The sequence below is a fragment of the Arthrobacter sp. alpha11c genome, from assembly GCF_054149985.1.
This window is the reverse complement of record NZ_CP196747.1, coordinates 1,692,262-1,705,065: the sequence shown is the minus strand read 5'-3', so window position 1 is coordinate 1,705,065 and position 12,804 is coordinate 1,692,262. Positions and strand designations below refer to the sequence as shown.

The 12,804-nt window shown below is 61.8% G+C and carries 11 protein-coding genes and 1 pseudogene; all 12 read left to right on the top strand.

What is annotated here, in order from left to right:
- The first annotated feature begins 2 nt into the window (after positions 1-2).
- The 12 genes and pseudogenes from ACTAQJ_RS07790 to ACTAQJ_RS07735 all read left to right on the top strand — a co-directional run bounded on the left by ACTAQJ_RS07790 (position 3) and on the right by ACTAQJ_RS07735 (position 12,782).
- Entirely contained in the window at positions 3-1,493 is a 1,491-nt protein-coding gene (locus ACTAQJ_RS07790) for a UDP-N-acetylmuramoyl-tripeptide--D-alanyl-D-alanine ligase (protein WP_431119652.1), read from the top strand.
- Complete coding sequence (gene mraY, locus ACTAQJ_RS07785; protein ID WP_431119653.1) at positions 1,490-2,599, top strand: phospho-N-acetylmuramoyl-pentapeptide-transferase; 1,110 nt, start codon at positions 1,490-1,492, stop codon at positions 2,597-2,599. The genes ACTAQJ_RS07790 and mraY overlap by 4 nt, the downstream gene beginning before the upstream one ends.
- Entirely contained in the window at positions 2,581-4,170 is a 1,590-nt protein-coding gene (murD, locus tag ACTAQJ_RS07780; RefSeq protein ID WP_431119655.1) for a UDP-N-acetylmuramoyl-L-alanine--D-glutamate ligase, read from the top strand. The genes mraY and murD overlap by 19 nt, the downstream gene beginning before the upstream one ends.
- Before the next feature lie 2 nt (positions 4,171-4,172).
- Complete coding sequence (ftsW, locus tag ACTAQJ_RS07775) at positions 4,173-5,474, top strand: putative lipid II flippase FtsW (RefSeq protein ID WP_498701613.1); 1,302 nt, start codon at positions 4,173-4,175, stop codon at positions 5,472-5,474.
- A 6-nt stretch (positions 5,475-5,480) separates the two neighbouring features.
- The gene (gene murG, locus ACTAQJ_RS07770; RefSeq protein ID WP_498701612.1) at positions 5,481-6,599 is read left to right on the top strand and encodes an undecaprenyldiphospho-muramoylpentapeptide beta-N-acetylglucosaminyltransferase; all 1,119 of its coding nucleotides are present in this window, start codon (positions 5,481-5,483) and stop codon (positions 6,597-6,599) included.
- A complete protein-coding gene (murC, locus tag ACTAQJ_RS07765; protein ID WP_498701611.1) occupies positions 6,596-7,966 on the top strand; it encodes a UDP-N-acetylmuramate--L-alanine ligase in 1,371 nt (456 codons plus the stop codon). Before murG ends, murC begins: the two co-directional genes overlap by 4 nt.
- A complete protein-coding gene (locus ACTAQJ_RS07760) occupies positions 7,959-8,819 on the top strand; it encodes a cell division protein FtsQ/DivIB (protein ID WP_498701610.1) in 861 nt (286 codons plus the stop codon). The genes murC and ACTAQJ_RS07760 overlap by 8 nt, the downstream gene beginning before the upstream one ends.
- A 216-nt stretch (positions 8,820-9,035) precedes the next feature.
- Positions 9,036-10,256, top strand: coding sequence for a cell division protein FtsZ (ftsZ, locus tag ACTAQJ_RS07755; RefSeq protein WP_431119664.1), 1,221 nt, complete (start codon positions 9,036-9,038; stop codon positions 10,254-10,256).
- A 24-nt stretch (positions 10,257-10,280) separates the two neighbouring features.
- Positions 10,281-10,992: pseudogene (locus ACTAQJ_RS07750) on the top strand (purine nucleoside phosphorylase YfiH/LACC1 family protein).
- Positions 10,985-11,743 (top strand): YggS family pyridoxal phosphate-dependent enzyme, encoded by a 759-nt coding sequence (locus ACTAQJ_RS07745; RefSeq protein WP_498701609.1) that lies wholly within the window; start codon positions 10,985-10,987, stop codon positions 11,741-11,743. Before ACTAQJ_RS07750 ends, ACTAQJ_RS07745 begins: the two are co-directional and overlap by 8 nt.
- Before the next feature lie 85 nt (positions 11,744-11,828).
- The gene (locus tag ACTAQJ_RS07740) at positions 11,829-12,362 is read left to right on the top strand and encodes a cell division protein SepF (RefSeq protein ID WP_216922977.1); all 534 of its coding nucleotides are present in this window, start codon (positions 11,829-11,831) and stop codon (positions 12,360-12,362) included.
- A gap of 132 nt (positions 12,363-12,494) precedes the next feature.
- On the top strand, positions 12,495-12,782 hold the full coding sequence (locus ACTAQJ_RS07735) for a YggT family protein (RefSeq protein ID WP_431119670.1): 288 nt from the start codon (positions 12,495-12,497) through the stop codon (positions 12,780-12,782).
- Positions 12,783-12,804 lie beyond the last annotated feature (22 nt).

Here is a 12,804-nt window from a genome sequence, read left to right as displayed (position 1 = left end):
AGATGATTGCACTTACTGCGGCGGAGATCGCCCACATCACCCATGGCCGTTTGACCGGAGACGGGGACATCGCGCCCACTTCCGTCGTCACTGACTCCCGGGAAGCTACACCTGGTTCGATGTACGTGGCGAAGCCCGGCGAGCACGCGGACGGTCATGACTTCGTTGACGCTGCCTTCGAGCGGGGTGCCGTCCTGGTGCTGGCCGAACGCGATGTCACCGACGTCGACGGCAAGCCGTATCCCGCCGTCGTTGTTGACGATGCTGTGCTCGCCATGGGAGCCCTTGCTGCCGAAGCCGTCCGCCGGATCCGCTCTGCCCGCAAAGAGCGCGGCGAGGAATTTACGGTGATCGGCATTACCGGCTCAGCCGGCAAGACCACCACCAAGGACCTCCTCGCCGGCGTGTTGTCCCAAGCCGGGCCCACGGTGGCTCCGCGGGGCTCATACAACGGTGAGGTCGGCGTCCCCCTGACGGTCTTTGCTGCCGATACGGACACTCGTTTCCTCGTCATCGAGATGGGAGCCACCGGCATCGGCCACATCAAGTACCTCGTTGGGATGGTGCAGCCGGACATCGGAGTGGTGCTGGTGGTCGGCACCGCCCACGCCGGGGAATTCGGCGGTGTCGAAAACATCGCCACGGCCAAGGGCGAACTCGTTGAAGGGCTCAGTGAGCACGGCACGGCCGTCCTGAATCTGGACGATGGCCGCGTTGCCGCCATGAAGAACCGCACCAGGGCCAAAGTCCTGGGCTTTAGTGCCTCTCCAGCGACGAACGAAGACGTGGAAGCGCGCAACGTTGTGGTCAACGCCGAAGGCCACCCCGAGTTTGATCTTGTACTGCCCGACGGCGGCCCTTCCGTCCGCGTCCGAAGCCGCCTGATCGGCGGCCATCACGTCACGAACCTGCTGGCTGCTGCTGCTGCGGCATTTGCCGCGGGCATCCCGGCGGCAGACATTGCTTCCTCGCTTAGTTCCCAATCCGCGGCCAGCCGATGGCGCATGGAACGAACCGAACGCGCCGACGGCGTCACCATCATCAACGACGCCTACAACGCCAATCCTGAGTCGATGCGAGCTGCATTGCGCACACTCGCTGATCTTGGCCAGGGCAGGCGGACCTGGGCCGTCCTTGGCGCCATGCTGGAGCTCGGTGAGGATTCCATCCGCGAGCACACCGCCGTGGGAACACAGGTGGTGCGCTTGAACATTTCCAGGCTCGTGGTGGTAGGACGCGAAGCGCGGGCCCTTTATATATCGGCCATCCAGGAAGGCTCGTGGGGGGACGAATGTTCGTTCACGGAGACTGCCGAAGAAGCCTACGAACTCCTGCAAAGGGAGCTGCAACCCGGAGACCTGGTCTTGTTCAAGTCCTCCAACGGAGTGGGGCTGAGGCATTTGGGTGATCGGATAGCATTACCCCCACGGGCCGAGTCCACCGGGGAAAGCGCGGCTGAAGATGCCGCAAGCGAAGGGAACGAGCTGCTGTGATTGCACTTTTGATCGGCGCCGGCGTCGCCCTTCTGGTGGCCCTGATAGGGACGCCCCTGTTCATCAGGTTCCTGGTGGCCAAGAGCTATGGGCAGTTCATCCGCGACGACGGCCCTACCTCGCACCACACCAAGCGCGGCACTCCCACCATGGGCGGAACCGTGGTTGTTGCCGCGGTTCTGATCAGCTACTTCGTGACCCACTTGATCATGTGGATGATGAATCCGCGGTCCGAGGGACCCTCCGCGTCCGGGCTGCTTCTGCTGTTCCTGATGGTAGGAATGGGCTTCGTTGGCTTCCTGGATGACTACATCAAGATTTCCAACAAGCGCAGTTTGGGCCTGAACGCCCGGGCCAAGCTGATCCTGCAAGCCGCCGTCGGCATCATTTTTGCCGTTCTGGTGCTGCAGTTTCCCAACGAGGACGGACTCCGTCCGGCGTCCACGCAAATTTCGCTCGTCCGCGACATCCCCTGGCTGGATCTCGCCTTTGGTGGGACCATCCTGGGCGCGATTCTTTTTGTCGTTTGGTCCAACCTCATCATCACCGCAGCTACCAACGGCGTGAACCTGACGGACGGCCTGGATGGCCTCGCGTCGGGAGCGTCCATCATGGTGTTCGGCGCGTACACCATCATGGGTATCTGGCAGAACAACCAGGCCTGCGGTTCGCCCCGTGAGGCCGGCAGCGGTTGTTATCAGGTGCGCGACCCCATGGACCTGGCGCTCCTGGCGGCCATCCTGAGCGCTGCTTTGGTGGGCTTCCTCTGGTGGAATACCTCACCGGCCAAGATCTTCATGGGAGACACCGGTTCCCTGGCAATCGGAGGCGCTGTTGCCGCGTTCGCGATCCTGTCCCGCACGGAACTTTTGCTGGCCTTCATCGGTGGTTTGTTCGTCCTGATCACCCTTTCCGTCATCATCCAGGTGGGTTTCTTCAAGCTGTCAGGTGGCAAACGGGTCTTCAAGATGGCCCCACTGCAACATCACTTTGAACTGAAGGGTTGGGCAGAGGTCACCGTTGTTGTCCGCTTCTGGATCCTTGCCGGGCTCTTCGTGGCAGCGGGCCTGGGAATCTTCTACGCTGAATGGGTGGTGCTGCTGTGAACGCAAACCAGGAGAGCGCGGCCTCGGCCAACGACCGCCTCGAGGATCTCACCAGCTGGGATGCTGATTGGCGTGGCCTGCGGGTGGTGGTGACCGGAATCGGCGTGTCCGGTTTTGCTGCCGCAGATACCCTCATCGAACTTGGTGCAAAAGTTGTGGTGGTGGACTCCTCGACCACGGCGAAAGCAAAGGCGCAGGCTGACACCCTGAAAATCGTGGGTGCGGTGGATGTGTTGCTGGGCGAAGACGCCGTGAAGGTCCTTCCCCTCATTGACGGCAACAAGCCGGAGCTCATTGTGACTTCGCCGGGATGGCGCCCGGACCAAGCCCTGCTGGCCGCCGCCAAACGTAAGCACATTCCCGTGTGGGGCGACGTCGAATTGGCGTGGCGCGTCCGCGAACGGGCTGGCCGGAAGACCGCTGATTGGCTCACCATCACCGGCACCAACGGTAAGACCACCACGGTAGGGATGACAGAGTCCATGCTGCAGGCGGCCGGACTCAAAGCCATTGCCGTAGGCAACGTGGGCACGCCCATCCTTGACGCGCTCAGGGATCCGGTGGAGTACGACGCTTTTGCAGTGGAACTCTCAAGCTTCCAGTTGCATTGGAGCCATTCGTTGTCACCGGTGGCCAGCGTATGCCTGAACGTCGCCGAAGACCACGTGGACTGGCATGGCTCTTACGCCTCGTACCTTGCCGATAAGGCCAAGGTCTACGAGAACACGCAGAAGGCGGCCATCTACAACGCCGATCAAATTGAAACCGAACGCATGGTGGAGAACGCGGACGTCGTGGAAGGCTGCCGCGCGGTCGGATTCACCACGAACACCCCCGGCATCAGCATGCTGGGCGTCGTGAATGGGTTGTTGGTTGACCGCGCGTTTATCGAAGAGCGGAAAGACTCAGCCGCCGAACTCGCATCCATTTCCGATCTTGGGCCAGTGGCACCACGGCATATGGTGGCCAACGCTCTGGCCGCCGCGGCCCTCGTCCGTGCTTACGGGGTTGAGCCTGCCGCCGTGAAGCAGGGCCTGGTCAACTATCTGCCCGGCGCGCATCGTATCCAGCTCGTGGCCAAAAACGACGACGTCCTGTGGATCAACGATTCAAAGGCCACCAACCCCCACGCTGCCTCGGCCGCTCTTTCTGCTTTCCACAACGTGGTGTGGATCGCAGGGGGCCTCTCCAAAGGCGTCAATTACGATGACCTCGTCAAGGAGCACGCTCCCCGCTTGAAGTCCGTGGTTCTCATCGGCACGGACACCGAGGCCCTGGAAGCGTCCCTCCAGCGACACGCACCGGATGTCCCCGTGATAGCCCAGCCCAAGGGCGACACTGAAAGTGTGCAGACCGCAGACGGTAACGCCTCCTCGCCGATTTTTGGTGAGACCATCATGGCCCAGGCTGTGAGGGCAGCGGCCAGCGTGGCGGAGCCGGGGGACACCGTGCTCATGGCTCCAGCGGCTGCATCCATGGATCAGTTCTCTTCCTACGCTCACCGTGGCGACGCTTTCGTCCAGGCAGTACACGAGCTTGTGGAAGGGCAGGCAAAGACCACCGAGGAGTAACAATGGTCAGCACGCCCACCCGCAGCCGCGGCAGGGTTTCCGGGGACCTCGGAGCCCAGGCTTCGCCGGCTGCCCGCAAGAAACCCGCCGGGCTTCGGGGCCACGTCCGCTCTTTCTGGGAAGGCCTGGAAGGCAAGAGCAAAGCGCCGAACAGCTCCACGTACTACCTCATTCTTGGATGCGCCCTTGCCCTGACCGCCATCGGTGTGATGATGGTGCTCTCTGCTTCCAGTGTGGAAGCGATCTCTGAAGGCAAGTCGCCGTACGCCGATGCCTTGAAGCAGGCGATGTTTGGCGTCGTCGGACTTGTGGCGATGTACCTGATTTCCCGGACCAACGTCAGCTGGATGAAGAGGCTGTCCTGGTGGGGACTCGGTGCCGTTGTGGTCCTGCTGATACTTGTCCAGGTTTTCGGTCGCAGCACACTGGGCAACCAGAACTGGATCGATATCGGCGGGATCAGCATCCAGCCCTCGGAAATTTCGAAGCTGGTTCTTTGTGTTTGGATAGCGGCGGTCCTGGCACGCAAGGAGAAGTACCTGCATCGCTGGATGCACGTGATCATACCGGTGGTCCCCGGTGCTGGCCTGGTCCTTGGGCTGATCCTCGTGGGCAATGACCTGGGCACCGCGATCGTTGTCATGGCCATTGTGGCTGCGGGGTTGTACTTTGCCGGGGTTCCCACCAGGATGCTGGCAATTGCGGGCGTCGCGGGAGCCATTGGCGCTACAGCCATGACAATCATCAGTCCCAACCGGATCTGCCGGGTGACGGCTTGGCTGGGCATGGCAGGGGATTCATGCACGGCAGATTCCGACTTCACCTACCAGTCCACCAATGGCATGTACGGATTGGCGCAGGGCAGTTGGACGGGACTTGGGCTGGGGCAGAGCCGGCAAAAGTACAACTGGCTTCCTGAGGCCCACAATGACTTCATCTTTGCCATCATCGGCGAGGAACTCGGACTGGTGGGCACCCTTGTGGTCCTGGTGTTGTTCGCCATCCTTGGCATCGCCATTTTCCGTGTCGTTGTCCGGCAGACCGATCCGTTCCAGCGCACGCTCGCCGGTGGCATCATGGTGTGGCTCCTGGGACAGGCAAGCATGAACATGGCAGTGGTGACCCAGCTGCTTCCAGTGATCGGTGTCCCGCTGCCTTTCATTTCGGCAGGTGGCTCGGCCTTGGTGATGTCGCTGTGCGGCGTGGGCGTAGTGTTGTCCTTGGCCCGCGGACAGTTGCCACCACAACAGCGTCCCCGGCTCTTGCCGCGTCGTTTGTCCAAGACCGCACGAAAGCGTAAATAGCACTTCATGACTTCAGATTCCCCCCACGCGTCCAAGCCGTTGTCCGTCGTGCTTGCAGGCGGTGGTACGGCCGGCCATGTCAGTCCGTTGCTGGCCATCGCGGACGCAATCAAGGAAAAGCGTCCGGAAGCTGCCATCCTGGCTGTCGGCACGCCGTCGGGCCTGGAAACCAGGCTTGTCCCGGCGGCCGGGTACGAGCTCGCCACTATTGACCGGGTCCCGTTGCCACGAAAACCGTCCCTTGATCTCCTGAAGCTTCCGGGGCGCTTGCGGGGAGCTGTCAAGCAGGCAGAACGAATCCTGGATGACGCCCAGGCCGATGTCCTGGTGGGTGTGGGCGGCTACGTATGCACTCCCATGTACTTGGCAGCCCGCAGGCGCGGAACACCTATCGTGATCCACGAAGCCAACATGAAGGCGGGGCTGGCGAACCGCGTGGGTGCACGGTTCAGCCGCCATGTTGCCGTGGCGTTTGCCGGTACGCGCCTTCGCGGCGCCCGCCACGTGGGAATGCCCATGCGCCGCGCCATCTCAGGACTGGACCGCTCCGAGGCAGCGCCTGCTGCCAAGGCTTCGCTGGGCCTCAATCCGGACCGTCCTGCCTTGATCGTGACTGGCGGGTCCTCCGGAGCACTGAGCATCAACCGTGCTGTGGCTGCGGCCTTGCCCGCGCTGGCAGCTGCGGGGATCCAGACACTGCACATCACCGGTACCGGCAAGGCTGTTTTGGATCACGACGGCGGACTCCTTGCCGCTGATGGCTACCGGCAGGTGGAGTACGTGGATGGAATGGAGAATGTCTACGCTGCTGCTGACGTCCTGCTTGCCCGTGCCGGGGCCGCAACTGTCAGCGAAGTGGCAGCAGTAGGCGTTCCTGCAGTGTTCGTGCCCTTGCCTATCGGTAACGGTGAGCAAGCGCTGAATGCAGCTGCCCTGGTGGAAGCCGGCGGTGCGCTGATGGTCCAGGACAAAGAATTCACCCCGGAATGGCTCAAAGAAGAACTCATTCCACTCGTATCGGATCGCGGCAGGCTGGATGAAATGGCCCGCAGGTCCGAGGCCCTTGGCATCAGAAACGCCGATCAGCGCATGGCTGATCTTGTCTTGGAAGCGGTATCCGCATGACGCACGCGATTGCACCACTTGAGTCCCTTGGACGAGTACATTTCATCGGCATCGGCGGCGTGGGAATGTCAGCCATCGCCCGGATCATGGTGGCGCGCGGTGTTCCCGTGAGTGGTACGGACGCCAAAGACCTTCCGGTCATGCACGACCTGGCCGCAGCAGGTGCCCGTATTGCTGTGGGATACGATTCCGGCAATCTGGGTAACGCCGAGACTGTTGTCGCGGGCTCCGCAATCCGTGCCGACAATCCTGAGTTGTCTGCGGCACGTCAGGCCGGTTTGCCCGTGCTGCATCGTTCCGAGGCATTGGCTGCGACCATGGACGGCCACAGGGTGGTCACCATCGCCGGTACGCACGGCAAGTCCACCACCACCTCCATGGTCGCGGTCCTGCTCAAGGAAGCAGGACTGGATCCCTCGTTCGCCATTGGCGCGAACGTCCCGGCACTGGGAGTCAACGCGGCTCACGGATCCTCGGACATCTTCGTGGCTGAAGCGGACGAGTCCGATGGTTCGTTCCTCAACTACCGTCCCCTGATCGCCGTCGTCACCAATGTGGAAGCGGACCATCTGGACCACTACGGAACCGCTGAAGCTGTTTACGCCTCCTTTGATAGCTTCGCGGCACTCCTGCCGCCCCACGGAGTCCTTCTGGCATGTGCGGACGACTCCGGCGCCCGCGCCCTTGCGGACCGGACAGCCGCCAAGGGAACCACGCGTGTGCTTACGTACGGAACAAGTCACGACGCCGATATCCGCCTTCACGATGGCGGCCCGGGTGATGTCTCGGTAGCGGTGGATGGAGCCAGGTACACCTTGGAACTGCAGGTCCCGGGAAGGCACAACGCGCTCAATGCCGCTGCGGCGTTCGCCGTCGCCTTGGAGCTTGGTGTAGCGCCCGGGACGGCGGCTACTGCACTGGGACACTTCACTGGTGCGTCCCGGCGCTTTGAACTCAAAGGGCAGGGGAGGGGCGTGCGTGTGTACGATGACTACGCCCACCACCCAACCGAAGTGCGTGCGGCCCTGTCCGCCGCCCGCTCTGTGGCTGGCGGCAACAAAGTCCACGTTCTCTTCCAACCGCATTTGTTTTCACGGACCCGGGAATTTGCTGCGGAGTTTGCAACGGCACTGGACGCCGCGGACACAGCGCTGGTCCTTGATATCTACCCTGCCCGTGAAGACCCCATCCCCGGTGTCACTAGTTCGTTGATTGCTGACCGACTCTCCCGGGGGCGGCTGGTCTCTGGTGACGAAGCCGTGGAAGCTATTGTGGCGGCCGCTGGTGAGGGGGACATAGTGCTGACCGTGGGAGCCGGCGATGTCACCGCTTACGGCCCGGTGATTGTGGAGGCATTGGGTGGCTAGCACCCGCAAGCCAACCTTCAAGCCCGGGGCAGATTCCGGCCGGGAGAATAAGAGCCGTCCGGCCGGCGGTTCCGGGGAAAGTGTCATCAGCGCACAACGGTCAGTAGAGGCTTCGCCAAAAAACAGCGCCGACAATGTCATTGCTTTTCCCGAGCCGAAGGGCAAACGCAAACGCAGGCTCCTGCTGTGGACGCTCTCCATCGTTACGGCTTTCGTCGCGGTGCTAATAGCGGGTGCCATCTATTCGCCCGTGCTCGCGGTCCGGACCATCACTGTGGATGGCACCAAACTGCTGACGCCCGAGGCTGTGCAGAAGGCTTTGTTGGGTGTGGAGGGCAAGCCGCTGCCGCAGGTGAGCGAGCAGGAAGTCAATGAGCTCCTGAAGCCCCTGATCCAGGTGCGTTCGGCAACTGTGGAGGCAAGGCCGCCGTCGGAATTGCTGGTGCACGTCCATGAGCGCGTACCGGTGGCCCTGTTGAAGCAAGGTGACTCGTTTGTGATGGTGGATGTAGATGGGGTTCAGCTTGGAGCCACGCAGGATCAGTCTGCGGTGGCGCTGCCCCTGATCGACGCTGGTGCAGGTGCCACCAACACTGGGTTGTTCAAAGCGATTGCTGCTGTCCTGAACACTTTGCCGGCCGATGTGCTCGCCAGGATGTCCACCGCGTCTGCTGCGTCGGCTGATGCCGTTGAGCTAAAACTGGTGGACGGAAAGACGGTAGTGTGGGGCAATGCCGAGGACAAGGAACTGAAGGCGAAGGCACTTGAGGCACTACTGAAGATGCCGCCGGATCCCAAAGTTCCCGTGAACGTCTACGACGTCAGTGTGCCCCGGCATCCATTCACCAAATAAAGAGCATTGAGCACGTAACCTGCGGGCCTCGGTGACCTTATTTCGCGACAATCAAGCGACACGCGCAAGCGGTCATTGCATGTGCGAAGCGGAGGAAATACCGTCGCAGTAGAGTTACTTGACATAACTATAACCTTCAACTAGAGGGTTAAGGTCCAAGTATTCAAGTTGGACTCGATCAGTTTCGCTATAGGACACAAGCAAGGGGCACGAAACGTGGCAGCACCGCAGAATTACTTGGCCGTCATCAAGGTCGTCGGCATCGGCGGCGGTGGCGTGAACGCAGTCAACCGCATGATCGAGGTCGGCCTCCGGGGCGTCGAGTTCATTGCCATCAACACTGACGCGCAAGCGCTCCTCATGAGCGATGCCGACGTCAAGCTCGACGTCGGGCGTGAGCTTACGCGCGGCCTTGGCGCCGGAGCCAACCCAGAGGTCGGCAAGCAGGCCGCCGAAGACCACGCTGACGAGATCGAAGAAGTTCTCCGCGGCGCAGACATGGTCTTCGTGACGGCTGGCGAAGGTGGTGGCACCGGCACGGGTGGAGCCCCTGTAGTCGCGCGCATCGCCCGCTCCCTGGGTGCCCTGACTATTGGCGTAGTGACCCGCCCCTTCACTTTCGAGGGCCGTCGTCGTGCAGGCTCCGCCGAAGCCGGTATCGACGCCCTGCGTGACGAAGTCGACACCCTGATCGTCATCCCCAACGACCGCCTTCTGTCCATCAGCGATCGCAACGTCTCCGTCCTGGACGCTTTCCGCTCAGCTGACCAGGTCCTGCTTTCCGGTGTCCAGGGCATTACGGACCTCATCACCACCCCGGGCCTCATCAACCTCGACTTCGCCGACGTCAAATCCGTCATGCAGGGTGCCGGCTCCGCGCTCATGGGTATCGGATCCGCCCGTGGCGAAGACCGCGCAGTGAAGGCTGCCGAACTGGCCATCGCTTCGCCACTCCTGGAAGCCTCCATCGACGGCGCGCATGGCGTGCTGCTGTCCATCCAGGGTGGTTCAGACCTCGGCCTGTTCGAAATCAATGAGGCAGCCCGCCTTGTGCAGGAAGTCGCGCACCCGGAAGCGAACATCATCTTCGGTGCGGTCATCGACGACGCCCTCGGCGACGAAGCACGTGTCACCGTCATCGCCGCCGGATTCGACGACGTCAAGGCAACCTCTCCGTCCATGGACCAGTCGCGTCCCGCGCAGAACCCCGTGCCTGCAGAGCGTCCTGCTGCGCCAAGCACGGCTCCTTCCAGCGCGAACGCGCCGCAGCATGCAACTGCAGGCATCGGCGCCGCAGGCCTGAGCAACTGGGGCCAGCAGCGTCCGTCGGCGCTCCCCGCGGACTCCGGCTTCGACGTCGACCTTCCGGCCGTTGTGGAGCCGGATCTGTCCGGTAGCCGCTCGGATGACCTCGACGTTCCCGATTTCCTGAAGTAAGCGGGCTTCGAGAGTCAATATCCCGTGTTTTGGTGGCGCAATGAAGTACAGCCCGGCGTTTCTGTTGCTTTCACGGACATAGACGCCGGGAACCTGGCCCTCCACGTTGGGGACAACCCCGGGGATGTGACTGTGCGTCGTGCCCGGTTGGACGATGCCGCAAACCTGGGCAACCGTAGCTTTCAGTACATGGACCAGGTTCATGGCAATGAGGTCGCCCTCATTTCGAGCTACGGTTCCGGACCCACTGCGGATGCAATGGTCTCCATGCCTACGGGCAGCCAGGCTCCGCAGCCATTGTCCGTCATGGTGGCTGATTGTGTTCCTGTGGTCCTCGTTGGAGATGCAGGCGATAACGGTCCCCTCATCGCTGTCGCGCACGCAGGACGGCCAGGCGTAGCCTCCGGCGTTGTCCGGGCAACCGTCAACGAGATGCGCAGGCTCGGTGCCCTGAACATCAGTGCCTGGCTGGGGCCCTCTATTTGCGGCTCCTGCTATGAGGTTCCCGAGCAGCTTCGCGAAGAAGTTGCCGCGGTGGCACCTGCCGCCTGGTCGAGTACATCGTGGGGAACGCCGGCCTTGGATCTTCCCGCCGGTGTTCGCGCCCAGCTGGCCGAAGGCGGCGTCACCGTTGAATATTCAGGGGAGTGCACCCTGGAAAATGAATCCCTTTTTTCCTGACCGGCGGGATTCCCGTACGGGTCGATTCGCAGGTTTGGTGTGGACGCATGACTAGCCACTTACAAGACGACGCCCAGTCCGGCGTTGCAGCTTCGGATGCCCGCACCGCCGAACTTGCCCGGCGGCTCGAGGTTGTTCGGACACGGATTTCGGCGGCGACGGCTGCTGCGGGACGTGTAGATCTTCCTGGGCTGATCGTCGTGACCAAGTTCCACCCGGCAGCTGATGTCCGGCGACTGTCTACACTGGGCGTCCGGGATTTCGGCGAGAACCGTGACCAGGAGGCTGCAGGCAAAAGCGCCGAACTCACCGACCTGGACATCCGATGGCACTTCATTGGCCAGTTGCAGAGCAAAAAAGCGAAATCAGTGGCCAAATACGCCTACTCGGTGCAGTCAGTAGATCGTCCCCAGGTGATCGAGGCACTTGAAAAGGCAGTCGCCCGTGAACAGGACGCCACCGGGCGGAATGACCTTGAGTGCTACATCCAAGTCAGTTTGGATGACGACGCCGGGGCGCACCGTGGTGGGGCGCGGCCCTCAGAGGTGGAATCCCTGGCGGCAATGATCGCTTCCGCACCAGGACTGAGGCTCGCCGGGGTGATGGCTGTGGCCCCCCTGGGTGTCGATCCCGAAGCCGCCTTTGAACGACTTGCGGTTGTTTCCGGGGAACTGCGGACCAATCATCCGGCTGCTTCAGGGATTTCAGCGGGGATGAGCCAGGACCTTGAGGCCGCTATCAAGTTCGGGGCGACACACCTGAGAATTGGCTCCGATATTCTCGGTTCGCGTCCGGCCGTGGGGTAGCGTCAAAGTATTGGAATGACGGGCCGGGGTTCCAATATGTCAAGTCATGGCGGCCCGCCTACTGCAGAAACGATAGGAGTGCACCATGGCTGGCGCTCTGCGCAAGACAATGATCTATCTTGGGCTCGCCGACGGCGATGAACACTACGAATCTGAGCAGGCCGTCGCGCACCACGACGAAGAACGCCCCCAGGCACAGGACCGGGAAGAGCGCCGAGCGCCTGCACCCGTCCGGGAAGTTGTCCGTGAAATGCCCACTGTTGACGCCGAAGAGGAATACCGCGCACCCGTGACACCCATTAAGCGTGCGGCGTCGAGCCGCGAAGATGCCTCGGGTTTGAGGCAGATCACCACAGTTCATCCGCGTTCCTATAACGACGCCAAGATTATTGGCGAGAGCTTCCGGGATGGCATTCCCGTGATCATGAACGTCACCGATATGGGCGAGGCAGATGCCAAGCGTCTGGTGGATTTCTCGGCCGGTTTGGTCTTTGGCCTCCATGGCAGCATCGAGAGGGTGACCAACAAGGTCTTCCTGTTGTCGCCGTCGTATGTTGAAGTCATCGGGGACGACAAGAAGGCCAGCGAAACGCAGGCCAGCTTCTTTAACCAGAGCTAAGAACGATCGCTACGAGGATGCCAGGCGGGTCAACCTGCCTGGCATCTGTGTTGCAATAGTAAGGACCGATCGGCGTTTCAAGAGCAGGGACTGATCGGCATTCCGGAACAAGTGGGAGATCTGAGCTAACTCGTGGGCATTGTTTTCGGCCTTATCTATATTGTGTTGTTGCTGTTTTTCATTGCCCTTATCATCAGGCTGATCTTCGAATGGGTTCAGATGTTCGCCCGTCAATGGCGGCCCCGCGGTGTGGCATTGGTAACAGCCCATGTTGTCTACTCTGTGACAGACCCACCACTGAGGAGGCTTCGCAGGTTGATACCGCCACTGCAACTGGGTGGAATCTCCTTGGACCTGGGCTTCCTGATCCTGATTATCGCCGTGAGCATTGCCATGGCGGTGAGCAACAGCCTGGCGTAGCTGCGCAGTGATGCTGTACCGC

Excerpts from the sequence above, each read along its gene's own strand:
- ACTAQJ_RS07790 (WP_431119652.1), top strand. The coding sequence starts at position 3 with ATGATTGCACTTACTGCGGCGGAGATCGCCCACATCACCCATGGCCGT.
- murD (WP_431119655.1), top strand. The coding sequence starts at position 2,581 with ATGGGTGGTGCTGCTGTGAACGCAAACCAGGAGAGCGCGGCCTCGGCC.
- ftsW (WP_498701613.1), top strand. The coding sequence starts at position 4,173 with ATGGTCAGCACGCCCACCCGCAGCCGCGGCAGGGTTTCCGGGGACCTC.
- murG (WP_498701612.1), top strand. The coding sequence starts at position 5,481 with ATGACTTCAGATTCCCCCCACGCGTCCAAGCCGTTGTCCGTCGTGCTT.
- murC (WP_498701611.1), top strand. The coding sequence starts at position 6,596 with ATGACGCACGCGATTGCACCACTTGAGTCCCTTGGACGAGTACATTTC.
- ACTAQJ_RS07745 (WP_498701609.1), top strand. The coding sequence starts at position 10,985 with ATGACTAGCCACTTACAAGACGACGCCCAGTCCGGCGTTGCAGCTTCG.
- ACTAQJ_RS07740 (WP_216922977.1), top strand. The coding sequence starts at position 11,829 with ATGGCTGGCGCTCTGCGCAAGACAATGATCTATCTTGGGCTCGCCGAC.